This window comes from Bradyrhizobium sp. U531 (genome assembly GCF_051710265.1).
GTDB lineage: Bacteria > Pseudomonadota > Alphaproteobacteria > Rhizobiales > Xanthobacteraceae > Bradyrhizobium.
Genome location: NZ_JASVEN010000001.1, coordinates 1701214 through 1723633 on the forward strand (window position 1 = coordinate 1701214; position 22420 = coordinate 1723633).

Genomic DNA, 22420 nt, shown 5'->3' on the forward strand with positions numbered 1-22420 from the left:
GATTTCAAGGACTTGGCTACTGTGCATGGGGTTGTTTTCGCATTTCTTGCTTGCCCCAAGGGCATCGCGCGTCAGTGACGCCTAGAATACTCCACCTCGCGCTCGTGCTTCTTGAAGGTCCCGAGATGCTCCGGCGAATTCAGGGCTCGAGGCCCGATTGGCGCAGCACGGGAATGACCTCCGGCGAGGCCAGATAACGCAGAAGGCGATCCGCAGCCGCGGCATGCCCCGCGCTTGCGATGCGGCCGGCGGAGAACACGGCAGGCGTCTGCAGTTCGTGCGGGATCGGGCCGATCACCTCGATGCCCTCAACCTGCTTCAGCTCGCTGATCTGCTGCACGGCAAGGTCAGCTTCGCCCGTCACGAGCCGTTCGGCGGTAAAGCCCTGCTCGACGACGGTGGCCGTGGCGTTGATCTCCGCGGCGATCTCCATCCGGACGATCAGCTGGGCGAAATAGACGCCGCTTGCGCCAAGCCGTGAATAGGCGATGGACCGCGCGGCCAGCAGCGTCTTGCGCAGCGCCGCTTCGCTGCCGATGTCGGGATGCGCCGCTCCGGCCCGGACGGCGAGGCCGACATAGGAGCGTGCCAGGTCCTTCGCACCGTCCGCAACGACGCGGCCCTCGCCGATCATCTCGTCGAGGCCCTCGCGGGTGAGGATGACGAGATCGGCGGGCTCGCCGGCGCGCAGGCGCTTGAGCAGCGCCAGGGTCGGCGCGTAGTCGGCATCGACATGGATGCCCGTTGCGGTCTCGAAGGCCGAAGCCAGGCTGCGCATCGCACCCATCAGGCCGAGCGTAGAAAGCATGCGAACCGTTTCCATGAGATTTTCCCGTCGCGTTTAGGCGCGATGCATCAGCTTGAGCGCGGCGGTCAGGCGCAAGGAACGCTTGCCGGCAAGCGCCGTCGCCTCCAGCACCGCCTGCTCCGCGTCATATGTGCCGGAGAAGCCGATGCCGACCTCGTGGCCGCCGAAGATCGGATCATCCTTGGCAGGCGTGTGCTCCTGGTTGAGGATCTGGCCCTTCCAGCGGCCGTTCGCGGCGGTGTAGCTGCCGAGATAGTAGAACGCCGCATCGCCGCCGAGGATGCGGCCCTGGTTGAGCAGCATCACGCCGGAGAGGCCGCCGTCGACGCCGTCGAGCATCCGCAGGTGGATCGAGTAAAGGCCGTCGGCAATGCCGTCCGCGCCGACGCTGCCGGCGATCGGCACCTCGTCGTCGGTGATCGGCGTCATCAGCGACTGGAAGGGAACGCCGGGCAGCTCCTTCAACTCACCCTTCAAGCGATAGAGATCGCCGTCGGCCCATCCCTTCGCGATCAGGGTCGCATCATCCGTTCCGGCCATGGCACGGTAGTTCGGATCCGGGTTGTGTCGAACGGTCTTGATGACGATGTCGACGCCGGCTTCGCTCGGTTCATAGGTGCCGATATGGGCGAAAGCCGAATTGCCGCCCAGCAGCTTGCCGTTCGCCACATGCATCACGCTCCGGCCGACCGCGTTGCCGAGCTGAAATCTCGTCTTGTAGAAGCCTTCAAACACCAGCCGTCCCCGGCCCCGCGCATATCCTGGCGGCACTCTATCCCGCTTTGGGCGGCGATGGACAGGCTTCAGGCCGGCATGGCCGCCAGACTCACAACAACGGCTGTCACCAGAACGCAAAAATCCGCCGGAGCCTTGAAAGCTCCGGCGGATTGAGCACCAACCCGGGCCAGCCCCCCAGCCCGGGCCGGGAGGATCTTAGGCCGCGGCCTTCTTGTCGGCGGGCACCGAGGCGATCGTCTTCAGGATCTGCGAAGCGATCTGGTATGGGTCGCCTTGCGAGTTCGGACGGCGGTCTTCCAGATAGCCCTTGTAACCGTTGTTGACGAAGGAGTGCGGGACGCGGATCGAGGCGCCGCGGTCGGCAACGCCGTAGCTGAACTTGTTCCACGGCGCGGTCTCGTGCTTGCCGGTCAGACGCTTGTCGTTGTCCGGGCCGTAGACGGCGATGTGGTCCATCAGGTTCTTGTCGAAGGCAGCCATCAGCGCTTCGAAATACTCCTTGCCGCCGATCGTACGCATGTACTCGGTGGAGAAGTTGGCGTGCATGCCCGAGCCGTTCCAGTCTGTGTCGCCGAGCGGCTTGCAGTGGAACTCGATGTCGATGCCGTACTTCTCGGTCAGGCGCAGCATCAGGTAGCGTGCCATCCACATTTCGTCAGCGGCCTTCTTGGAGCCCTTGCCGAAGATCTGGAATTCCCACTGGCCCTTCGCGACTTCCGCGTTGATGCCTTCATGGTTGATGCCGGCCGCGAGGCAGAGGTCGAGATGCTCTTCGACGATCTTGCGGGCGACGTCGCCGACGTTCGAGTAGCCGACGCCGGTGTAGTACGGGCCCTGCGGCGCCGGATAGCCGGCGGTCGGGAAGCCGAGCGGACGGCCGTCCTTGTAGAAGAAGTATTCCTGCTCGAAGCCGAACCAGGCGCCGGCGTCGTCGAGAATGGTGGCGCGCTTGTTGGAGGCGTGCGGGGTCTTGCCATCGGGCATCATGACTTCGCACATCACGAGCACGCCATTGGTGCGCGCGCCGTCCGGGAACACGGCGACCGGCTTCAGCACGCAATCGGAGCTGTGGCCTTCGGCCTGCTGGGTGGAGGAGCCATCGAAGCCCCAGAGCGGAAGCTGCTCGAGCGTCGGGAACGACGCGAATTCCTTGATCTGAGTTTTGCCGCGCAAATTCGGAGTCGGCGTATATCCGTCGAGCCAGATGTACTCGAGCTTATACTTGGTCATTGAGCCTCTCTGTAGATGATGCGAAAGGTTGGGGGCCTGGGGGCCCCCGAACGTTTTGTACCCGGCCACCATCGGCCGGCCCTTTACAAGCATTTAACGTGCCAAAAGGCCGCACTGCGCGGGGTTTTCCACCGCGGCTGAAGCCCATCCGCCGCGAGGAGATTTTCCCCTGCGGTCTGCGTCATAGCCGCGCACCTTCGCGTGAAGCTGCAGTGCAAAAATCCCGGGGAAATCGCCCGTTTCTGCAGCAAGCGGCGCCAAGCCGGAAGTTGCCGATCAAACACGCATCAACCGCCAGCAATTTTCGCAAAGTCACCCGCCCCTACGCAGCAACCTTTGGAATGGCCGAGGCGTTGGTCACCGAGACGGTGCCTTCGGGGATGCAGGCCTCCACCTGCCTACAAATTGGGCGGCAACTGATTTCCTTTTCAGCACTTTCCAATTGGGAAGACGCGGCCGATATGGGGATTCCAGTAACCACAATCGAATGAGTCGAGCGCACCATGGAGGCCAAGGCGCTTTGACCAAGGAGAAATCGAAATGATGAACAATGGTCTGAGTCACGGATCGGCAACGATCTACCAATTCCCGGTCGGGGGCCGCGCGGCTCTTGCCGGACGCCGCTATGGCGAAACCCGCCTTCCTGCCGATCACGCCTCGCTGCCCGCGAACGCCTCGATCTGCAGCGACAGCTGGTATCACCAGGATGCGGTCGACGAAGCCAAACCCAAATGGGATCGCTGATGCCAGTGTCTGGCTTGAAACCGCGGCGCTCGCGCATGCGCCTCGCAGCAGTTGAAAGAGGGTCGAAACAACGGTGTTTCGGCCCTTTTTGATTCTCGCTGCCCGCCCGGCTAGATCCCCGGCCTTTCGATCACCGCACAGGCCGTCACCGGCCGCTTCAGGTGCTTTACCGTGGTGGCGCCGGTCGTCGGGATCTTCAGCGTGACGCCCGCCCCCGAATAGCGGACGCCCGAGACCGACAGCCGCTTGGCGAGCGTGACCGGCTCGCCATCGATCTGGAGAAAGGCCCGCTTGTCGGCGTCATAAAATCCAACGATGAACTGCGTACCATCGGCGCATCGATAGCTCCGGAACGTCTGCGCATCGGCCTGCGGTACATCGAAAATTCCGCCCGACAGCATGATGATCGCCAAGACAATGGCCTTGTGCCGGCCCATGATCGCCCCCTGTGATAGACCTCAAGGACGCCCGCCGTGCGCCCGCTGCAACCATAACCCAAGCTGATCCCATGCAAGACTCCCCCCGCAACGACACCCCTGCCCGTCACCTCGCCCTGCAAGGCGCCAGCAATTTTCGCGACCTCGGCGGCTACAAGACCACCGATGGCCGCACCACGCGCTGGCGGCATATCTTCCGCTCCAACCATCTCGGCCAGCTCACGGCCGATGACGTCGCCATCGTTCGCGCGCTCGGCGTCAGAAGCGCGTTCGATTTCCGCGGTCGGGAAGAGCGTGAGGCCGGCGTCTGCGTGGTGAACGAGATCACGGTGCATTCGCTGCCGATCGAGCCGACCGTCGTGGCGGCGCTGCGCGCCGAGATCGCCGGGGGCACGCTGACCGCGCCGGTTGCGCTCGAGCTGATGCGGGAGTCTTACCGCAATTATGTCCGCCACAACACGCAGACCTTTCGCAGCCTGTTCGGCCATCTCCTGGAAGACCGCGCGCCGCTGGTGATCCACTGCACCGCGGGCAAGGATCGCACCGGCTTTGCCAGTGCACTGATCCTGCATGCCCTCGGCGTGCCCGATGAAATCATCGCCGAGGACTATCTGCTGACCAACCAGCACTACAAGCGCGATGCGACGGCGGCCACCGACCTGCCCGAGGACGTGCGCAACGCCATCGGCAGCGTCGAGACCTCGTATCTTGCTGCAGCTTTCGAGGCCGTCGGCCGCGAATATGGCGATCTCGAAACCTATCTGCGCGACGGGCTTAAGCTCGGGGCGACCGAGCGGGCCGCGCTGAAAGCACGCTATCTGGAATCATAGGCCGCAGCGCCGGGAGATCGACAATGCAAGGCAAGGTCCTGGTCATCACCGGCGCGCTCGGCGCGCTGGGCAAAGTGGTTGCCGACGTCGCGCAGTCGCGCGGCGCGCGCATCGCCGGCATCGATCATGCGCCCTCGCAACTGCCGGCGACACCGGAGCGCATCGAGATCGGCGGTGTCGACCTGTCCGACACAGCGCAGGCCAAGACTGCGATCGACGCGGCGGCCAATCATTTCGGCAAGCTCGATGCGCTGATCAACATCGCCGGCGGCTTCGCCTTCGAGACGGTCGGCGACGGCGACATCAAGACCTGGCAGCGCATGCACGCACTGAACGTCCTGACCGCGCTCAACACCTCGCGCGCGGCGCTGCCGCATCTCGCAGCGTCCAAGGCCGGCCGCATCGTCAATATCGGCGCCATGGGCGCGCTCCAGGCCGGCTCCGGCATGGGGCCTTATGCGGCATCGAAAGCGGGCGTGCACCGGCTCACCGAGGCGCTGGCCAGCGAGTACAAGGGCAAGGTCACGGTGAACGCGGTGCTGCCGTCGATCATCGACACCAAGGCCAATCGCGCCGACATGCCGAAGGCGGATTTTACCAAATGGGTCACGCCGCAGGAGCTCGCTGAAGTGATCCTGTTCCTCGCCAGCGATGCCGCCAGCGGCGTCACCGGCGCGCTGATCCCGGTGGGCGGACGGGTGTAGGTTCAACTGCCTTGTATCTTTTCTAAGCCACCGCACATTGCTATATTCGAGCCATGAAAGCGGATGAGATCGAGCGAGCGGTCGAGCAACTTGCGCCTGACGAGTTGGCGCGATTTCGTGCGTGGTTCGAGCATTTCGATGCCGAGCGCTTCGATCAGGCCTTGGAGCAAGGCATTAAGGCGGGAAAGCTCGATGCCTTTGCCGAAGAGGCGCTGAGCGTTTATCGCACCGGCCAAACTCGCGACTTGTGAAGCACACGGCGTCGCCCAAGTTTTGGAAAGCCTATGAGGCTCTGCCCCTCAAGGTTCGACAGTTGGCCGATGCCAATTTCCAGCTCTTGAAAAGCGACCCCTCCCATCCCTCGCTTCAGTTCAAACGGGTCGGACATTTGTGGTCGGCCAGAGTCGGGCTCCGATATCGTGCTTTGGCTGTCGAGACTGACGACGCCTATGTCTGGTTCTGGATCGGCTCTCATGCAGACTACGACCGTCTCGTGAGCTGAAACGTCAATCCGGCACCAGCAGCCGCAGATTGCCTTTGAAACGGATGCTCTGCTTGCCGGCGAGCGCGATGCCTTCGCCGTAAGCGGTCTCATCGTCGTAGGTGCCGCTGAAGCCGATGGTCACGATCTTGCGGCCCCATACCGGACGCTCGTCGAACGAGGGCGAGTGTTCCTCGTTGGTCAGTTCGCCCTTCCACTTGCCATTGGCCGAGGCGTAGCTGCCATAGGCGAAGAAGAATGAATCGCCGCCACGCATGGTGCCGTCACGCAGCACCATGACGCCCTGGTTGCCGCCCTGGACGGCATCCAGCATCTCGATGCGAATGTGGTAGAGCCCGTTCCTGATCGTCATCGTCGCCAAACGTCCGACTGTCCCGGTCGCAGGATAACCGGATCATCCGTTCCCGATCAAATGGCGCAGGGGCCGGACTCCGTTCCGGGCTAGACTGATCGCAACTGATTCTCCGATCGGACGCCCCGTGGAAACCGCGCTCTACCTGCCCGTCAAACGCTTTCTCGAAGAGCTCGGCTTCACCGTGAAGGGCGAGATCGGCGGCTGCGATCTCGTCGGCCTCAGCGCCGGCGATCCGCCGGTCGTGGTGATCGGAGAGCTGAAGCTCGCCTTCAATCTCGAGCTGATCCTGCAGGCGGTCGATCGCGCATCGGCTGCCGACGAAGTCTGGATCGCGGCGAAGATGTCGATCCGCGGCAAAGGGCGCGAGAGCGATGCGCGCTATCGCAATCTTTGCCGCCGCCTCGGCTTCGGCATGCTCGGCGTCACCGATCGCGGCCAGGTCGAGGTGCTGGTTAAGCCGCCGACGGCAGCGCCCCGCCGCGAGCCGAAGGTGCGCTCGCGCCTCGTTGCCGAGCACCAGCGCCGCCAGGGCGATCCCGCCCTCGGTGGCAGCACCCGCTCACCGATCATGACGGCCTATCGGCAGCAGGCGCTGGCCTGTGCCTCGGCCCTCGCCGAGGGGCCGCAGCGCGTGCGGGACCTGCGCGAACGCTGTCCGGATGCCGGCAAGATCTTGCTTAACAATGTGTATGGCTGGTTCGAGCGGGCCGACCGGGGAATCTACGGGCTCACCGAGGCCGGGCACGCCGCCCTGAAGCGCTGGCCGCAGCAACCGGTCGAGGTCAAGGGCGGCGCCCCCTCACGGCGATCGATGCAAGCGGTGAATAGCTGAGATGCCATACCAAATTCATATTGCAATGCAACATAGGCGGCACTAGGTATCCAGAATCGAAACGAGGCCCCCATGAGCGCAGACTGGAATACCAAGTACGGCACGCGTCGCGTCCGCCACGATCCGCCGACCCTGGACGAGGCGATCTTCGCCGCCATCGGTATCACCGACGATCACGAGCAGCAGGCCGAGATTGCCGCAGCCTTGATGGGCATGCCCATCGACGTCGTGCAGGCCGAAGTGAAGAAGCAGGCGCGCACCAACAGCCGCATCACCGCGACGCGCGTGATCGCCGGCGAACAGGGAGCGCAGCGCTCTGTCGTGGTCGAACGCCGCGTCGTCCGCCGCTTCGGCAACGACAAGCGCACCGGCACCTGAAGCGCGCGTTTCACGACCCCAGGAATACGAAAGCGGACCGGCCATGCCGGTCCGCTTTTTGATTCAGCCAGCGACCTGAGATCAGGCCGCGCGATTGGCGTACATGCTTGAGATGATCTTCCAGCAGGTCGAGTTGAAGCTGAGCAGCGCACGCCCGGCCGTGAAGGGCGAAGCCGCGAGATCGGCGAGCTCGGCCTCGGGCGTCTTGCCGAGATCGATCGTCCCGGTCGATTCGCCGTGACGGAAAGCCAGATGCGCCCCGAACTTCCTGGCGAGCGCCCGCATCGCGTGGTTCTCGGCACCCGTCGTGATGCGCAGGCTCTTGTAGCCTCTCCAGCGCGCTTCCGCGATCAGGCGGCGGAACAGCACGGTGCCGACGCCCTGGCGTCGCGCGGAGCCTTCCACGCTGAAAGCGACTTCAGGCAGCGCCTCGTCCTCCGGCGGATGCAACTCGGCCGCACCGCGGACCACGCCGTCGACGATATAGGCAACGATCACGGTGCCGTCCTCGGCGCAGCGGGCGGCGTAGCGCTCGATGAAACTGTCGTCGAGAAAGCCGTTGAAACGGTCGTGCCGGCTTTCGGCATCGAGCCTCAGCAGATGATCGCGCAGAAGCGGCAGTTCTTCCTGCTGGATCAGGGTCCGCACATAGCCCGGGGCGGTGCGGACGGTCTCTTCAAGTATCACGTCAAAACTCCTCTTGGTGTCCCTCGAGGAGGCGTTCGAATCCCTAGGCCTCCTATATTGTGCATCGCAGCATCTTTTTCAAGACGAGGACCTGCCCAACTTAAAGGCACCTGAGACGACTAATTCGTTAATAGAATCAAAGCTCCGTAGTCTTACAGGACCAGTTGGGTCTGGGTGACCACGGCAACCAGCTTGCCGTCCTCGGTTTCGAGCCGGGTGGTCCAGACCTGGGTTCGCCGGCCCCGATGGACCGGGGTTGCGGTGGCAATCAAGGTGGTTCCCTCCTTGGCCCCACCTATGAAATTGGTCTTGCTCTCCAGCGTGGTCGTGCCCTTGGCATCCTCGGGCAGGTTGATGACGGTCGCGGCCGCGCCGACCGAATCCGCCAGCGCCATCACCGCGCCGCCATGGATGGTGTGATGCAGCGTGCAGAGATCGGGCCGGACCGTCATCCGCGCCACCACGCGGTCCTTCCCGGCCTCGATGAACTCGACGCCCTTGAGCTCGGCGAACGGCATCTTCATCGCTTTAAGTTTCTCGAGCGGCGTCATCAGATCTCCTCCCAATTCCTTGTTGCCTCAACGTGAATTGCTTCGCGCAGCAAAGCAATGACGTCCGAGGTCATGGGCCTGCTGACATCGGCGCGCACATTGTGCATAGGCTCCAGACCATGCGCCACTTCCCGCCCCGCCGGATCGTCTGCCTGACCGAGGAGACCGTCGAGACGCTGTACCTGCTCGGCGAGCAGGACCGCATCGTCGGCGTCTCCGGCTACGCGGTTCGTCCGCCGCAAGTACGGCGCGAGAAGCCGCGGGTGTCGGCGTTCGTCTCGGCTGACATCCCGAAGGTCCTGGCGCTGGAACCCGATCTGGTGCTGGCCTTCTCCGACCTCCAGGCCGGCATCGTCGCCGACCTCGTGCGCGCCGGCATCGACGTCCACGTCTTCAACCAGCGCGACATCGCCGGCATCCTGGCGATGATCCGCACGCTCGGTGCGCTGGTCGGCGCGGCGGAACGCGCCGAGGTGCTCGCGCAAGATCTGGAGCAGCGCCTGGCAGATGTCGCCGCAACGCCCCGCCCCTCGCCGCGACCAAAAGTGTATTTCGAGGAATGGGACGATCCCTTGATCTCCGGCATCGGCTGGGTCTCCGAGCTGATCGAGATCGCCGGCGGCGAGGATGTGTTCCCGGAGCTGCGCCATCGGCAGGCCGCCAAGGACCGCATCGTCTCAGCGGAGGCGGTGCGCGAGGCCGCCCCCGACGTCATCCTGGCCTCCTGGTGCGGCAAGAAGGTCGTGCCGGCCCGCATCTGCGCGCGCGATGGCTGGGGCGAGATCCCCGCCGTGCGCGACAACCGCATCATCGAGATCAAGTCGCCGATCATCCTGCAGCCGGGACCGGCGGCGCTGACGGACGGACTGGACGCGATCGTGATGACGTTGTGGGGCGAGCGCGAATAGCGAGGCCGCCACCGCTATCGTGTCCCGGACGTGCTGCAACGCGTCAGCGTTGCGGCGCTGAGCCGGGACCCATCTCGCAACAGAGCACGATGCGGCATGGGCCCCGGCTCTGCAGCGCACCACGCCGCAAATGCGGCGCGCTGCGCTGCGTCCGGGGCACAGCTCGGTTCACGTCACCGCATTGACGACTTCATATTCCGGCTGACGCCACACCTCGCCGGCGATCACCTCCTCGATGATCTCCGCCGCCCGAACGATCTCGCTCTCGCCGATGTACAGCGGCGTGATCCCGAACCTCATGATGTCAGGCGCACGAAAATCACCGATGAGGCCGCGGGCGATCAGCGCCTGCATGGCGGCGTAACCGCCGTCGAAGGCGAAGGAGACCTGTGAGCCGCGCTGGTCATGCGCGCGCGGGGTGACCAGCCTCAGGGACGGACAGCGGCGCTCGATTTCGGCGATCAGGAGATCACCGAGCGCCAGCGAGCGTGTACGCACCTCGGCGATATCGACGCGGTCCCAGATGTCGAGCGAGGCCTCCAGCGCCGCCATCGCCAGCACCGGCGGCGTGCCGACGCGCATGCGCTCGACACCGCCCGCGGCCGCATAGCCAAGCTCGAAGGCGAACGGCTTGTCGTGCCCCATCCAGCCCGACAACGCAGCGCGCGCTGTATCGGCGTGGCGCGGCGCGACATAGAGGAAGGCCGGCGCGCCCGGGCCCGCGTTGAGATATTTGTAGGTGCACCCCGCCGCGAAATCCGCGCCGCAGCCGGCAAGATCGACCGGCAGCGCCCCGGCCGAATGCGCGAGGTCCCACACCGTGACGACGCCGAGCGCATGCGCCTTCGCGGTCAGATCCGCCATGTCGTGGCGACGGCCGGTGCGGTAATCGACTTCGGTGATGTAGAGAACCGCGATCTCTTCCGACAGCGAGGCCTCGATGTCCTCCGGCGCGACCAGACGCAATTGATGGCCGCGCCCGAGCGTCGCGATCAGGCCTTCAGCCATGTAAAGATCGGTCGGGAAATTGCCGGTGTCCGACAGGACGACCTTGCGGGAGACGTTCATGTCGAGCGCGGCGGCGAGCGCCTGATAGACCTTGAGCGACAGCGTATCGCCGACCATCACCGAGCCGGCTTGCGCGCCGATCAGCCGCGCGATGCGATCGCCGACATGGCGCGGCTGGGCGTACCAGCCCGCGGTGTTCCAGGCGCGGATCAGCTCATCGCCCCACTCCGTCGTGATCACGCGGTTGACCCGCTCGGCGACGCCCAGCGGCAGCGCGCCGAGCGAGTTGCCGTCGAGATAGATCACGCCGTCCGGCAAGTGGAACAGGGCTTTGGTATCGTCGTAGACGCGATATCGGGTCATGGTCATTTCTACAGAATGGTTCGCACGCGCCAGAGCTCGGGAAACAGCTCGACCTCCAGCATGCGCTTGAGATAGCTGACGCCACCGGTGCCGCCGGTGCCGCGCTTGAAACCGATGACGCGCTCGACCGTGGTCACATGGTTGAAGCGCCAGCGACGAAAATAGTCCTCGAAGTCCACCAGTTTTTCGGCGAGCTCGTAGAGCATCCAATGCGTCTCCGGCGCCTCGTAGACGACGCGCCAGGCCTGCAGCACACCCTCGTTGAAGCTGTGGGTCTCGCGAACGTCGCGGGCCAGCACGGACGCAGGCATTTTCAGCCCGTTGCGATCGGCAAGACGCAGCACCTCGTCATAGAGGCTCGGCGTCGCAAGCTCGTCTTCCAGCAGCTTCGTCGTCTCTGCATCGTGCGCGTGCGGCTTCAGCATGGCCTGGTTGCGGTTGCCAAGCAGGAATTCGATCAGCCGGTACTGGCGCGACTGGAAGCCGGAGGACTGGCCGAGCTGCGAGCGGAAGCGCGTGTACTCGCTCGGCGTCATCGTCCGCAGCACGTCCCAGGCATTGTTGAGCTGCTCGAAGATGCGCGACATCCGCGCCAGCATCTTCATGGCGGGCGACACTTCGTCCCGGGCAATGGCGCGGCGCGCGGCGCTGAGCTCGTGGATGGCGAGGCGCATCCACAGCTCCGTGGTCTGGTGCTGGATGATGAACAGCATCTCGTCATGCGCTTCCGACAGCGGATGTTGCGCACCGAGGATCGAATCCAGCGAAAGATAGTCGCCGTAGGACATGCGCCGGGAAAAATCGGTCTCGGCACCTTCTCTCGCGGGATCGTAGTCGCTGGACGTCATGACAGGCCCTCCCGATCGATCATTCCCGGCCGGCTCAATCGAGGCCGATCAGGCGCGCGGTGATCGGCGACGCCGGATCCTTCAGCCCGTCGATCACGGTAAAATGGTTGAGCCCGGGATCGACGACGAGGCGCGTCGGCACGTCGAAGCCGGTCCACACATTGGCCAGCAGGTCGGACTGGCGGATGAACTCCGGCCGCTCATTGCCCCCGACCCAGGCGGTGACGGGCGAATGTCCCAGCGGCAGATGCAGCGCCGCGCTTTCGAGGCTCGCCTCCTCCATGGTCATGCGCAGCGTGTCGTTCATCCCAGTCTTGAGCAGCGGGCGCAGATCATGCAGGCCGCTGATCGAGAGCGTGCCGGTGACGCGGCCATAGACGACGGGCTCCAGCCGGCTGTCGTCGCACAGCATACGCGTCACGAGATGGCCGCCGGCGGAATGGCCGGCAAGCCGGATCGGTCCCGCGACGAGCGAAGCTGCCTTGGCGATGGCACCAGCGATTTCGGCGGTGATGTCGGAGATGCGCGCGGCCGGCGTCAGCGTGTAGCTCGGCAGCGCCACGGCCCAGCCGTGATGACGCGCACCTTCGGCGAGATCGGTCCAGGTCGACTTGTCGAAGCGCATCCAGTAGCCGCCATGCACGAACACGACGAGCCCCTTGCTGTCGCCATCCGGCAGGATCAGGTCGAACTTCTGGCGTTCGCCGCCGCCATAGGCGATGTCAGCGCGAAAATTTGTCAGCCTCGCCCGGTAGGCCGCCGCCCGCTCCGCCCACAGCCCCGGCATCTTGTCCGACCCCGGGATATGGGCCGAATTGGCGTAAGCATCATCCCAATCGCGCATTGTCACTCCCAGGGACTCGTCCGGCATACCGGACGCCAGTCTGCCACCGGGACGCCCGGCATCCTAGTCTTTCTTTTAAGCTTAAAGGATTTTAGGAAGCCGCAGATTAGGTGGCGAAGCGGCAAGATATTTCCGTCGTCATTGCGAGCGAAGCGAAGCCATCCAGTCTGCCTCTGCATGGGCAGTCTGGATTGCTTCGTCGCTTTGCTCCTCGCAATGACGCTGAGAGGACCTAGGCCTTCTCCACCCCGCACCACTCCGCGATGAACAGCGCCATCGCCTTGGTGGTCTTCTTCAACGACTCCAGATCGACATATTCATTGAAGCCATGCATCTCGCCGCCGCTGGCGCCGAAGCACAGGCTCGGGATGCCTTCGTTGAGGCCATAGAAGCGGGTGTCGGTGAGCGCGGTGAAGACGAGATCCTCGGGCTGGCCGCCGTAGACCTTGTTGAAGGCCTTACCGAAGGCGGCTTCCGGCGCTGCGGAGTCGGTCAACTCATAGCCTTCCGACAGGAAGCCCGACCAATCGACCTCCGGCGGATTGTTGGCGAGGAAGCGATGGTTGCGCGAAGCAGCCGCAACGCAGGCCAAAATCTCCTTCTGGTGATCGGCGATCGACCAGCCCGGCAACACCGCAATGCGGCAATCGACATCGCACCAGGCCGGAACGCTGGAAGCCCAGTCGCCGCCCTTGATGATACCAGGGTTGAAGTTGATGGGATGGTTCAACGTCTTGAAATGCTTGTCGGCCTTGGCACGCTCGTTCCATTCGATCTCGAGCTTCTGCAAGGCGTGGACGAGATGATAGGCCGCCATGATCGCGTTGGAGCCGGAGCCGGCAAAGGCGACATGGGTCGGATGCCCCTTCACGCGCAGGCGAAACCAGATCACGCCGACCTGCGAGCGCACCATCTTGCCGCCGGTCGGCTCCGGGATGAAGCAGGCATCCGCGCGGTAGCCGCGCTGCAGCGTCGAGAGCGCGCCGACGCCGGTGCTCTCCTCCTCGATCACGGACTGGAAGTGGATGCGCGCCGTCGGCTTGAGACCCGCGGCCTTGATCGCATCCAGCGCATAGAGCGCGCCGATGGTGCCCGACTTCATGTCGCAGGCGCCGCGGCCGAACATCTTGCCGTCCTTGATCGTGGGCGCGAACGGCGGGGTGTCCCACAACTCCAGCGGCCCGGCCGGCACCACGTCGCAGTGGCCCTGCAGGATCAGCGATTTGCCGGCTTCCGTGGTCGGACGATATGTGCCGACGACCGTGCGCGCCTTCGAGAAATCGTGCTCGATCGGGCCGAAGCCGCGCAGATCCTTGAGATCGTCGACTTTGATGTGCCAATCGTCGACTTCATAGCCGCGCGCACGTAGCAGGTCGCCAATCATGTCCTGGCACGGTCCCTCGGCGCCACGGGTCGAGGGGATCGCGACAAAGTCGCGCGTGGTTGCGAGCTGGGCCTCGAAGCCGGCATCGACGGCGTCGAGAATCCTCTGCTGCGTTTCGGCATTCATCAGGCAACTCCAGGCATTTCATTGCTCCCAAGGAGTGCGCAAGCTAGCCGATTTCAGCCGTTCGGGTACTCCACAAAATATGCATCCCGCAATGCATCTTCGAGCAGACGGCCTTCCGAATAGCCATTCAGCGTCGCAGGGCGGCTCACCCCGTCGAGCAGGCGCGGACACGGTTCCGGCGCGCCGAGCACCGTGCGCACCGGGATGCGCTCTGCATAGATCGGCAATTCGTAGTCCTCATCGTCGTCGGCCACACCCTTGGCGCGGACCTTGGCGGAGGCTTCCTCGATCTCCATCGCGATGAAGGAGGTCGCCTTGATCTCCTGCGTGTTGCTCGCCCGCAGGCTCGCGGTGCGGTCCGGGAAGAAGCGGTCGACCATGGCGATCACCGCGCGCTCCTTCTCATCAGGGTCGGTCACGAGATAGGCGGTGCCGAACGCCATCACCGCGCGGTAGTCGGCGGAATGGTTGAAGCCGCAGCGCGCCAGCACGAGGCTGTCGAGATGCGCGACCGTGAGACACACGCGCTCGCCCTTGGTCTGGTTACGCAGCATCCGGCTTGCGCTCGAGCCGTGCCAATAGAGCTTTGTCCCCTCGCGCCAAAAAAAGGTCGGTGTGCAATAGGGCTGGCCGTCGATCGCATAGGAGACGTGGCACATCATCGAGGAATCCAGGATGCGATGCACCGTCTCGTGATCGTAGAAGCCGCGGTCGTGCCGGCGCTTCACCTGGTTGCGCGCGGAGGTCGGGTAGGAATTGGTGGTCTCGGTCTGGCTCACGGCCGCTCCTGCTCGGACTGGAAGGATCTGGGCGCAGTTGTAACGGCGCATTTGGTCTGCGATAGTTCCAATTCCATGCAAAAAATTCCGACCAATTCCCGGGCCTCACCGCCCAAGTCTTCCTCGACAAAGGCTTCCTCGAAAAAGTCTTCCTCGACACAGTCTTCCTTGGCGACAAAGACCGAGCTGCCGCTCGACCTCACCGGCCCGCACGTCACGGCGGGAGCGTCCGCCGCGCACCGGCTGTATCAGGCGCTGTGCGAGATGATCGTCTCCGGCCTCGTCAAGCCTGGCGAGCCGTTGCCACCATCACGCACACTGGCGAGACAGACGGGTTTCCGGCGCAACGCGGTCGTGATCGCCTATGAGCGCCTGATCGCCGACGGCTTTGCCGGGGCTACCGTCGGCTCCGGCACCTTCGTCGCCGCGCGAATCCCGGCGCGCGCGGCCGCGCCGGGCAAGTCGAACATCGTGGTCGATGCGCCCAGGCAAGGCGCGTTCGCGCTCGGCTGCACCCATATCGACGAGCGAGCGGTGCAGCGTTTTCGCGCTTTCGTCGGACGGCGCATGCGCGCCTTCGGATCCGAGCATCTGCACTACGGAGATCCGCGCGGCAGCCGCGAGCTGCGCGCGGCAATCGCCGATCATCTCCTGTCGGCGCGCGGGCTGCGCTGCGATCCCGACCAGATCATGCTGACGTCGGGCACCCTGCATGCGCTGCGCATCGTACTGAGCGCGATCCTCAAGGCAGGCGACCAGGTCTGGTGCGAGGACCCCGGCTACCCCGCCGCGCGAAAAACCATCGCGCATTGCGGCTATCGCGCGGTGCACGTCCCCGTCGACGAGCACGGCATGCGGGTCGCCAAGGGCCGCTCCGCAGGACCGTCCGCGCGCGCGGCCTATGTCACGCCGTCGCACCAATTTCCGCTGGGCGTGCAGATGTCGATGCAGAGGCGGCTCGAGCTGCTGGACTGGGCAAGGCAAGCCGGCGCCTTCGTGCTGGAGGACGATTACGACAGCGAGTTTCGTTATGACGGCGCACCGCTGATGTCGCTCGCCGGCATCGACCGCCTGCAGCGCGTGATCTATCTCGGCACGTTCGCCAAGACGCTGTTTCCAGGCCTGCGCATCGGCTATTGCGCCCTGCCCGAACGCCTGATCGCAGACGTCGCGGCAGCGCGCGCGGCGCTCGACCGTTTCCCCGGCACGCTGATGGAGGGCGCGGTGGCGGACATGCTCAATTCGGGTGCGTTCGCCGCCAATCTCAAGCGCGTGCGAAAGCTCTATCGCGAGGCGCGCGACGTGCTGGCCGAAACACTGGAAGCCGCATCCGATGGCGCGCTGTCGGTGCCGGTGCCGTCACAGGGCCTGCATCTGGTCGCCCGGTTCGATCCCTCGGTCGACCTGACGGTCGCCGCGCGGGCGAAGCAGGCGGCTGGCGCAGAAGGCTGGCTGCTGGCCGACACCTATTCGCGCGCGCGCCCACTGCCTGGCTTCGTGCTGGGATTTTCGGGACATGCGGTTCCACAGCTCGTGGCCTCCGCAAAATTGCTGGCGCGGGAATCGCGTGCTGCCCTGCGCATGAGGAACAAGCCGGGCCGGCGCGCGTGACGAAGGTTCACTATGAGAATCGCCAGCCAATCCCTACATTGCGGCATCGCTGACGAGATATCTCACCATGCCGCTACACCGCACGACCTGCCTCGCGCTCCTGATCTCCATCGCGCTTCCCGCAACGGCACATGCCGCCACGGTCGGACGCGAGCAGGATATCGTCGATCTCAAGCTGGGTCAGCGCGTGCAGGTGGATGACGGAACCTGCCCCGCCGGACAGGTCAAGGAAGTGCGCGGAGCGAAGATGTCCGACCAGGGCGTCGTGCGCACCACCACCTGCGTGCAGCGGTACGGTCCGAAGACGAAATAGCTACTGCCTGGCTGGATCGAACATGCACTGCAGGGTCGGCTTGGCGATCCTTGTGAAGGTCGGGCCGATCTCGCTCTGCTTGGACGCCGGCACCCAGTCGGTCTCGATGGTGGGCACGCCGGTCTCGCTGATGCCGCGCAGCAGCGCCTCGCGCAGGTCACGATCCTCGACCGCGGCTGCGGCGTGATCGTGCAGGCAGCCGCAGACTTCCTCGGGATGTTCCCAGCGCCCCAGCATCCGCGGCGCACATTGGCGCACGAACTCGCTGCGGGGATCGGGTAGCCGCGAGGGCGCGCGCACCTGCGCCTCGGCGGCATTGATCGTCAGGACGGTTACGAACGCGGCGGCGCAAAATCGTGCAAGCATGACGGCCTTTATCGGCTGATTTTCTTGTTGTCGATCAGAAGCGCGCGGCGACCACGATCGGCTGCGACGTCGTGGTGGTGACCGGCGAGCCGCTGTACTGGAAGGTGCCGACACCCGGCAGATTGCCGTCCGGCATGCCCGCGAACGAAGAGCCGGCGATCACGAAAGCGAAGGCAAGGATGAAGCTGAGCGCGCGCATGGTCTTGTCTCCGAATTCCGTGGCCGGCCACACCGCCGTTCGTCGTTGTGAAGCTGATAACCATGGGCGGTTTCGCCCGTGATGCGCCAAAAGCGCAAAATGGTTTCATTTTGCGTGAGAATTGTTTCGTCCGGGCCGGGGCGACGACACAATTCCCGGAAATGGCCAATCATTTCAATCCGGTCGCGGCTGGCCTCCAAGCGCCCCACCGGGTTCCGCCGCGTCCCGCGCAACGGCATCGCACGCCGCCGCGTCACGGTCCCGCCTTGCGGGCTTCACATGCATTTTACGTTTTTCTGCTGAAAGAAGCGGCGAACGAAGGCTGGGTCGAACCGGGGACGCTGTGGCTGCGACCCAAGCCATCGAACCGAGAGCCGGAATCACCGGACGCATTCAGTTGAGGGATGGTCATGACGATGCAGGATCGCGCAATGTCGCGCGAGACGGACCAACGGACGGACGACAGGGATCAACGACCCAGCCGCACCTCCCAGACCAGCGCGATGTCGCTGCAGTCCGGGCGCGGCTTCGAGGCGGCGCCACAAGCCTTCGTGCGGCTGACCGGCTCGCATCTTGTCAGACCGCAGGCCAGCCGCACCTTCGTCACGGAGTGACGTGCAAACGCGTTACTGCGTGAAGAACTCACCGCATTTCTGGACGTTCGCATCCGCCGGTCCCCACGGCATGATCGGCACCGTCGAGGTCGAATTCTTCGGCGAGCCCTCGATCAGCCTGTCCGAATAGACCATGTACACCAGCACGTTGCGCTTGGCGTCGCAGCCGCGCACGATCTGCATCTTCTTGAAGAACAGCGAGCGGCGCTGGCGGAACATGTCGTCGCCCTGCTCCATCTTGTTCTTGAACTTGATCGGGCCGACCTGGCGGCACGCCAGGGAGATGTCCGAGACCTCCTCGGCAAGGCCCAGCCAACCCTTGAAGCCGCCCTTCTCCGGCACCGTGAAATGACAGGCCACGCCCTCGACCTCGGGATCGTCGAGACCATAGGTCGCAAGCTTGTCGTTCGGGCTCATCCATTTGAACACGGTGGAGCGGCGGAAGATCAGATCTGGCTCGTCGGCAGCAACCGCGGGCGCCGCCGGCGCGACCAGGGCCAGAAGGAGGAAAGCAAAGCCTTTCAAGCGGATGCCGGAAAGATCGAGGAAACGAGGTGACATGAAGTTCTCCGGTAACAAGTCTCCCCAATGTAGGGACGAGGCAGCCGCTCAGGAAGACGACGGCCAACCGGCGCGGCCGCCGTTTACCGCTCCGTGAGGCTTTTTTGCTACGTCTAGAACAAAAGTATCTGACCGCAGAACCGCCCTGCTGGTGAACGCGTATCCCCTCTGCGAGACTAACGTCTGATTTGGATTATGGATTCGAGGATGAACAGCGTGAACGGGTCGGGTTTTTCTGCCAAGCCGGCGCGGCTCTGGCAGGTCGCCATTTTGTCGGCGGCGGGTGCGATGGGCGCGAGCAGCCAGGCAGACGCAGCATTCTATTATTGGACCGATTATTCCGACGGATCCTATTACGCCCGGCAGGACCGGCATCCCGAGATCCCGCGCCAGAAGCCGCAGAAGCGCAGCGCGACCGGCAAGAAAGAGGTTGTCGCCGAGAAGGAAGCGGGCACCAAGCCGCAGGGGCCGCTGGTCATCGTCGTCTCAATCGACCGGCAGAAGGTTACCGTCTACGACAGCAACGGCGTGTTCGCGGAATCTCCGGTGTCGACGGGCATGAAGGGCCATTCGACGCCGATGGGTGTGTTCAGTGTCATCCAGAAGCACAAATTCCACCATTCCAACATCTATAGCGGCGCGCCGATGCCGTACATGCAGCGGATCACCTGGTCCGGCGTCGCCATGCATGCCGGCGTGCTGCCGGGCTATCCGGCCTCGCACGGCTGCATCCGCATGCCGATGTCGTTCGCGATGAAGATGTGGAATTGGACCAGGATGGGCGCGCGCGTCGTCGTCGCGCCAGGCGAGATGTCGCCGCACAGCTTCTCGCATCCCCTGCTCGCCTCGTCGCGCATGCCGCCGCAGCCCACCGCCAGCCTCGAGCCGCAGACCAATGTCGGCGACAAGGCCGACAAGGGCGCCGCGGACACCAAGGCCGCCGAAGCCAAACCGGTCGAAACCAAGCCGGTCGAAACCAAGACCGCCAGCGCCGACAGCGTGCTCGAGCTGCGCACCTCCGTCGGCCATACCGTGATGTCGGATGCGACCACGGGGAACGCAGCGACCCACGAGGAAGCGGCTGCGGCGACAAAGACTGCCGAGGCCGCCGACGCGCCCTCTCCGGCTCAAGCCGACAAGTCCGCCGCCAAGACCGAAGCGGTCAAGGCCGAACCCGTGCAGTCCGAGCCTGCCAAAACTGACGCTGGCAAAACCGAAGCTGCGAAGACTGAAGCTGCAAAGCCCGAAGCAGCAAAGACTGAAGCGGCCGACGCGGCGAAGAAGCCGGATGCACCGGCAATCGCTGCCTCTCCCGAGGCCAAGAAGGACGAGAGCCGCCTGGCCGAGCCCGCGCCCGCCGCGAAGCCGGAAGCTCCCAAGCGGGCCGGCCAGATCGCCGTCTTCATCAGCCGCAAGGATTCCAAGCTCTACGTGCGGCAGAATTTTGCGCCGCTGTTCGAGGTCCCGATCACGATCGCCACGAGCGACCGGCCGCTCGGCACGCATATCTTCACCGCCGAGCTCGACAAGACCGATACCAACGCACTGCGCTGGTCGGTGGTGTCGCTCCCCGTCTCCGCCCGTTCGGCAGCCCGCGAGGACGACAGCCGCCTCACGCACCGCCAGCGCGGCGCTGCCGTGATCCCGGTCGCCGCCAAGCCCGTTGCCAAGCCCGTGGTCTCGCCGGACAGCCCGGCCGCGGCCCTCGACCGCATCTCGATCCCCGCCGACACCATGGCGAAGATCAACGAGATGCTGACATCGGGCGGCTCCATCATCATCTCCGACCAGGGCATCAACCAGGGCGAGACCGGCGAAGGCACCGACTTCATCGTCCGCCTGTACTAGCCGCGTTCACCCGCGCCCGATAACGCGGTGTTGACGAGGCAGGTCGCAGCCGCGGAGTAACATGCCTTCCGGATCATTTCGGGGGATGCCGGCATGATGAATCGCAGGACCTTACTCACCGCGGCGCTGGCGGGCACGCTGGCGCCGACGACACGTGCGTTGGCCGAGGGCGCCATGAGCCGCGTCTCGGCCTATGCGTTCTCCTTCCCCGCACTCTCGGGCGACGACATCCGCCTCGCCGCTTTCACCGGCAAACCGCTGCTGGTGGTCAACACCGCTTCGCTTTGTGGCTACACGCCGCAATATGCCGGCCTTCAGGAAATCTGGAGCGAGTTTCGCGAACGCGGCCTCACCGTGATCGGCGTGCCCTCCAACGATTTCGGCGGCCAGGAGCCCGGCGGCACCAGCGAGATCTCGGAGACCGCGCACCACCAATATGGTGTTACCTTTCCGATCACGGCCAAGGCCGTCGTGGTCGGAGCCAAGGCGCATCCCTTCTACAAATGGGCCGCCGAGGCGCGGCCTCGCGAGGTTCCGCGCTGGAACTTCCACAAATACCTCGTGGGCCGCGACGGTTATATTGCCGAGGTCTTTCCGTCCGCGGTGGAGCCTGCCGACACGCGGGTCAAGACCGCCATTGCGAGGGCGCTGGCCGACAGTTGATGCTGGAGCGCCCAACCGGGTTGGGCACAATTGCAGCAAGGTGCCAAACAGCCGTTGCAATGGCGACGGCCCACCATCTAGGCTAGGATCGTTTGGGGCAGGACGGTTTGGCCGGAGGCGAAAAGCCGCGGCGGAACAACGGGATCAATCTCGAGGACAACACCATGCGTGTGGCGGCAGGACTGATTTTGGCGAGCGCGATGTCGGTTGCGATGACCGGCGCAGCATGGTCGCAGACCCCGGCGAAGCCGGCTGCCGCCTCGCAGGCCGCACCGGCGGCGACGCCGGCCGCAGCAACGCCGGCTGCAGCGCCCGCAGCCGCTCCCGCGGCAGCCGCCGCGCCGGCCGGCTTCGTCAATCCGCCCCCGCCGCAACAGGCGCCGCAGCCGGCGCGCGCGGCCTGCAACACGCCGGGCGCGCTCGGCGTTGCCCGCACCGTCGAGATCGACACCACGGGCGGTCCCGGCTTCGGCTTCGAGCATTTCAAGGAGCTCGACTTCCTGCGCGACAAGGAGGTCGTGCTGACCTTCGACGACGGCCCCTGGCCGAAGAACACGCCCGCGGTGCTGAAGGCGCTCGCCGACGAATGCACCACCGGCATCTTCTTCTCGATCGGCAAGCACGCGACCTACGAGCCGGAGATCCTGAAGCAGGTCTATGCGGCCGGCCACACCGTCGGCACCCACACCTGGTCGCACGCGAACCTCAACAACAAGAAGCTCAACGAAGCGCAGCGCAAGGAAGAGATCGAGAAGGGCCTGTCCGCGGTGAAGTGGGCGCTCGGCGGCATCTCGCCCTCGCCGTTCTTCCGCTTCCCGGCGCTGCAGCATCCGCCGGAGATGGTCACCTATCTCGGCAACCGCAACACCGCGATCTTCTCCTGCGACATCGACTCGTTCGACTTCAAGGCCTCCAAGCCCGAGAAGATCATCGAGACCGTGATGAAGAAGCTCGACGCCAAGGGCAAGGGCATCATCCTGATGCACGACTTCCAGAAGCACACCGCCGAAGCCCTGCCCGAGCTGCTCAAGCGCCTCAAGGCCGGCGGCTACAAGGTGGTGGCGATGCGCGCCAAATTCCCGGCGTCCTCGTTGCCGGAATACGACCAGGAGCTGGGCAAGGACATCAAGCTGCCGACGGTGAGCCAGCGGCCGGTCAACAGCGTCGTCACGACGGTCAACGAATAGCC

The 22420-nt window shown here is 64.7% G+C and carries 31 protein-coding genes; 16 read left to right on the plus strand and 15 right to left on the minus strand.

The window, feature by feature from the left end; genetic code table 11:
- Window positions 1-139: 139 nt before the first annotated feature.
- The 3 genes from QRQ56_RS08380 to QRQ56_RS08390 form a co-directional block, all read right to left on the minus strand.
- Entirely contained in the window at window positions 140-823 is a 684-nt protein-coding gene (locus QRQ56_RS08380) for a substrate-binding domain-containing protein (protein ID WP_438739050.1), read from the minus strand.
- An 18-nt stretch (window positions 824-841) separates the two neighbouring features.
- Window positions 842-1543 (minus strand): GrlR family regulatory protein, encoded by a 702-nt coding sequence (locus QRQ56_RS08385; RefSeq protein ID WP_438739052.1) that lies wholly within the window; start codon window positions 1541-1543, stop codon window positions 842-844.
- A 198-nt stretch (window positions 1544-1741) separates the two neighbouring features.
- Window positions 1742-2776, minus strand: coding sequence for a glutamine synthetase beta-grasp domain-containing protein (locus QRQ56_RS08390; RefSeq protein ID WP_438739053.1), 1035 nt, complete (start codon window positions 2774-2776; stop codon window positions 1742-1744).
- 98 nt (window positions 2777-2874) lie between these two features.
- On the opposite strand from QRQ56_RS08390, the gene QRQ56_RS08395 reads away from it, so the two are divergent.
- Together QRQ56_RS08395 and QRQ56_RS08400 are read left to right on the plus strand one after the other, a co-directional pair.
- Window positions 2875-3267: a hypothetical protein gene (locus tag QRQ56_RS08395; protein ID WP_438739055.1), complete on the plus strand. Its 393-nt coding sequence runs from the start codon at window positions 2875-2877 to the stop codon at window positions 3265-3267.
- A 49-nt stretch (window positions 3268-3316) separates the two neighbouring features.
- Window positions 3317-3520 carry a DUF2735 domain-containing protein gene (locus tag QRQ56_RS08400; RefSeq protein WP_247317203.1) on the plus strand — a complete coding sequence of 68 codons (204 nt, stop codon included), beginning with the start codon at window positions 3317-3319 and terminating at the stop codon, window positions 3518-3520.
- A 110-nt stretch (window positions 3521-3630) separates the two neighbouring features.
- Here the strand turns inward: QRQ56_RS08400 and QRQ56_RS08405 are convergent, their stop codons facing one another.
- Complete coding sequence (locus QRQ56_RS08405; RefSeq protein WP_438739057.1) at window positions 3631-3957, minus strand: MliC family protein; 327 nt, start codon at window positions 3955-3957, stop codon at window positions 3631-3633.
- 71 nt (window positions 3958-4028) lie between these two features.
- Between QRQ56_RS08405 and QRQ56_RS08410 the strand changes: the two genes are divergently transcribed.
- The 4 genes from QRQ56_RS08410 to QRQ56_RS08425 are packed head-to-tail and all read left to right on the plus strand — an operon-like array spanning window position 4029 to window position 5993.
- Entirely contained in the window at window positions 4029-4787 is a 759-nt protein-coding gene (locus QRQ56_RS08410; RefSeq protein WP_438739059.1) for a tyrosine-protein phosphatase, read from the plus strand.
- A 23-nt stretch (window positions 4788-4810) separates the two neighbouring features.
- Window positions 4811-5491, plus strand: coding sequence for an SDR family oxidoreductase (locus QRQ56_RS08415; RefSeq protein WP_438739061.1), 681 nt, complete (start codon window positions 4811-4813; stop codon window positions 5489-5491).
- A 53-nt stretch (window positions 5492-5544) separates the two neighbouring features.
- A complete protein-coding gene (locus QRQ56_RS08420; RefSeq protein ID WP_438739063.1) occupies window positions 5545-5742 on the plus strand; it encodes a hypothetical protein in 198 nt (65 codons plus the stop codon).
- Entirely contained in the window at window positions 5739-5993 is a 255-nt protein-coding gene (locus tag QRQ56_RS08425; protein ID WP_438739065.1) for a ParE family toxin-like protein, read from the plus strand. The genes QRQ56_RS08420 and QRQ56_RS08425 overlap by 4 nt, the downstream gene beginning before the upstream one ends.
- 4 nt (window positions 5994-5997) lie before the next feature.
- Here QRQ56_RS08425 and QRQ56_RS08430 read toward each other — a convergent pair whose 3' ends face one another.
- Window positions 5998-6345, minus strand: coding sequence for a hypothetical protein (locus QRQ56_RS08430; RefSeq protein WP_438739067.1), 348 nt, complete (start codon window positions 6343-6345; stop codon window positions 5998-6000).
- A 127-nt stretch (window positions 6346-6472) separates the two neighbouring features.
- On the opposite strand from QRQ56_RS08430, the gene QRQ56_RS08435 reads away from it, so the two are divergent.
- Window positions 6473-7180: a DUF2161 domain-containing phosphodiesterase gene (locus tag QRQ56_RS08435; protein ID WP_438739069.1), complete on the plus strand. Its 708-nt coding sequence runs from the start codon at window positions 6473-6475 to the stop codon at window positions 7178-7180.
- Window positions 7181-7252: 72 nt separating this feature from the next.
- Window positions 7253-7558, plus strand: coding sequence for a hypothetical protein (locus QRQ56_RS08440; protein ID WP_438739070.1), 306 nt, complete (start codon window positions 7253-7255; stop codon window positions 7556-7558).
- Window positions 7559-7639: 81 nt separating this feature from the next.
- Here QRQ56_RS08440 and QRQ56_RS08445 read toward each other — a convergent pair whose 3' ends face one another.
- A complete protein-coding gene (locus QRQ56_RS08445; protein ID WP_438739072.1) occupies window positions 7640-8245 on the minus strand; it encodes a GNAT family N-acetyltransferase in 606 nt (201 codons plus the stop codon).
- A 152-nt stretch (window positions 8246-8397) separates the two neighbouring features.
- Window positions 8398-8796, minus strand: coding sequence for a PaaI family thioesterase (locus tag QRQ56_RS08450; RefSeq protein WP_438739074.1), 399 nt, complete (start codon window positions 8794-8796; stop codon window positions 8398-8400).
- 119 nt (window positions 8797-8915) lie between these two features.
- Here QRQ56_RS08450 and QRQ56_RS08455 point away from each other — a divergent pair, with 119 nt between their 5' ends.
- A complete protein-coding gene (locus QRQ56_RS08455; RefSeq protein WP_438739076.1) occupies window positions 8916-9704 on the plus strand; it encodes a cobalamin-binding protein in 789 nt (262 codons plus the stop codon).
- A gap of 168 nt (window positions 9705-9872) precedes the next feature.
- Here the strand turns inward: QRQ56_RS08455 and kynU are convergent, their stop codons facing one another.
- The 5 genes from kynU to QRQ56_RS08480 form a co-directional block, all read right to left on the minus strand.
- Complete coding sequence (gene kynU, locus QRQ56_RS08460) at window positions 9873-11075, minus strand: kynureninase (RefSeq protein WP_438739078.1); 1203 nt, start codon at window positions 11073-11075, stop codon at window positions 9873-9875.
- A gap of 8 nt (window positions 11076-11083) precedes the next feature.
- Complete coding sequence (gene kynA, locus QRQ56_RS08465) at window positions 11084-11923, minus strand: tryptophan 2,3-dioxygenase (protein ID WP_438739079.1); 840 nt, start codon at window positions 11921-11923, stop codon at window positions 11084-11086.
- 34 nt (window positions 11924-11957) lie between these two features.
- The gene (locus tag QRQ56_RS08470) at window positions 11958-12767 is read right to left on the minus strand and encodes an alpha/beta hydrolase (protein WP_438739080.1); all 810 of its coding nucleotides are present in this window, start codon (window positions 12765-12767) and stop codon (window positions 11958-11960) included.
- Window positions 12768-12999: 232 nt separating this feature from the next.
- A complete protein-coding gene (locus QRQ56_RS08475) occupies window positions 13000-14277 on the minus strand; it encodes an ArgE/DapE family deacylase (protein ID WP_438739082.1) in 1278 nt (425 codons plus the stop codon).
- 53 nt (window positions 14278-14330) lie between these two features.
- On the minus strand, window positions 14331-15056 hold the full coding sequence (locus tag QRQ56_RS08480; protein WP_438739083.1) for a pyridoxamine 5'-phosphate oxidase family protein: 726 nt from the start codon (window positions 15054-15056) through the stop codon (window positions 14331-14333).
- A 75-nt stretch (window positions 15057-15131) separates the two neighbouring features.
- Here QRQ56_RS08480 and QRQ56_RS08485 point away from each other — a divergent pair, with 75 nt between their 5' ends.
- Window positions 15132-16667 (plus strand): PLP-dependent aminotransferase family protein, encoded by a 1536-nt coding sequence (locus QRQ56_RS08485; RefSeq protein WP_438739085.1) that lies wholly within the window; start codon window positions 15132-15134, stop codon window positions 16665-16667.
- A gap of 67 nt (window positions 16668-16734) precedes the next feature.
- On the plus strand, window positions 16735-16980 hold the full coding sequence (locus tag QRQ56_RS08490) for a DUF6719 family protein (protein WP_438739086.1): 246 nt from the start codon (window positions 16735-16737) through the stop codon (window positions 16978-16980).
- Here the strand turns inward: QRQ56_RS08490 and QRQ56_RS08495 are convergent, their stop codons facing one another.
- Window positions 16981-17346, minus strand: coding sequence for a hypothetical protein (locus QRQ56_RS08495; RefSeq protein ID WP_438739088.1), 366 nt, complete (start codon window positions 17344-17346; stop codon window positions 16981-16983).
- Window positions 17347-17380: 34 nt separating this feature from the next.
- Entirely contained in the window at window positions 17381-17545 is a 165-nt protein-coding gene (locus QRQ56_RS08500) for a hypothetical protein (RefSeq protein WP_438739089.1), read from the minus strand.
- Between the two features lie 62 nt (window positions 17546-17607).
- On the opposite strand from QRQ56_RS08500, the gene QRQ56_RS08505 reads away from it, so the two are divergent.
- The gene (locus QRQ56_RS08505) at window positions 17608-17946 is read left to right on the plus strand and encodes a hypothetical protein (RefSeq protein WP_438739090.1); all 339 of its coding nucleotides are present in this window, start codon (window positions 17608-17610) and stop codon (window positions 17944-17946) included.
- Between the two features lie 9 nt (window positions 17947-17955).
- Window positions 17956-18159 carry a hypothetical protein gene (locus tag QRQ56_RS08510; RefSeq protein WP_438739091.1) on the plus strand — a complete coding sequence of 68 codons (204 nt, stop codon included), beginning with the start codon at window positions 17956-17958 and terminating at the stop codon, window positions 18157-18159.
- Window positions 18160-18171: 12 nt separating this feature from the next.
- Here the strand turns inward: QRQ56_RS08510 and QRQ56_RS08515 are convergent, their stop codons facing one another.
- On the minus strand, window positions 18172-18720 hold the full coding sequence (locus QRQ56_RS08515) for a CreA family protein (protein WP_438739092.1): 549 nt from the start codon (window positions 18718-18720) through the stop codon (window positions 18172-18174).
- A gap of 207 nt (window positions 18721-18927) precedes the next feature.
- Between QRQ56_RS08515 and QRQ56_RS08520 the strand changes: the two genes are divergently transcribed.
- The 3 genes from QRQ56_RS08520 to QRQ56_RS08530 all read left to right on the plus strand — a co-directional run bounded on the left by QRQ56_RS08520 (window position 18928) and on the right by QRQ56_RS08530 (window position 22418).
- On the plus strand, window positions 18928-20568 hold the full coding sequence (locus QRQ56_RS08520) for a L,D-transpeptidase (protein ID WP_438739093.1): 1641 nt from the start codon (window positions 18928-18930) through the stop codon (window positions 20566-20568).
- Between the two features lie 93 nt (window positions 20569-20661).
- On the plus strand, window positions 20662-21231 hold the full coding sequence (locus tag QRQ56_RS08525; RefSeq protein WP_438739094.1) for a glutathione peroxidase: 570 nt from the start codon (window positions 20662-20664) through the stop codon (window positions 21229-21231).
- A 164-nt stretch (window positions 21232-21395) separates the two neighbouring features.
- Window positions 21396-22418 carry a polysaccharide deacetylase family protein gene (locus QRQ56_RS08530; RefSeq protein ID WP_438739095.1) on the plus strand — a complete coding sequence of 341 codons (1023 nt, stop codon included), beginning with the start codon at window positions 21396-21398 and terminating at the stop codon, window positions 22416-22418.
- Window positions 22419-22420 lie beyond the last annotated feature (2 nt).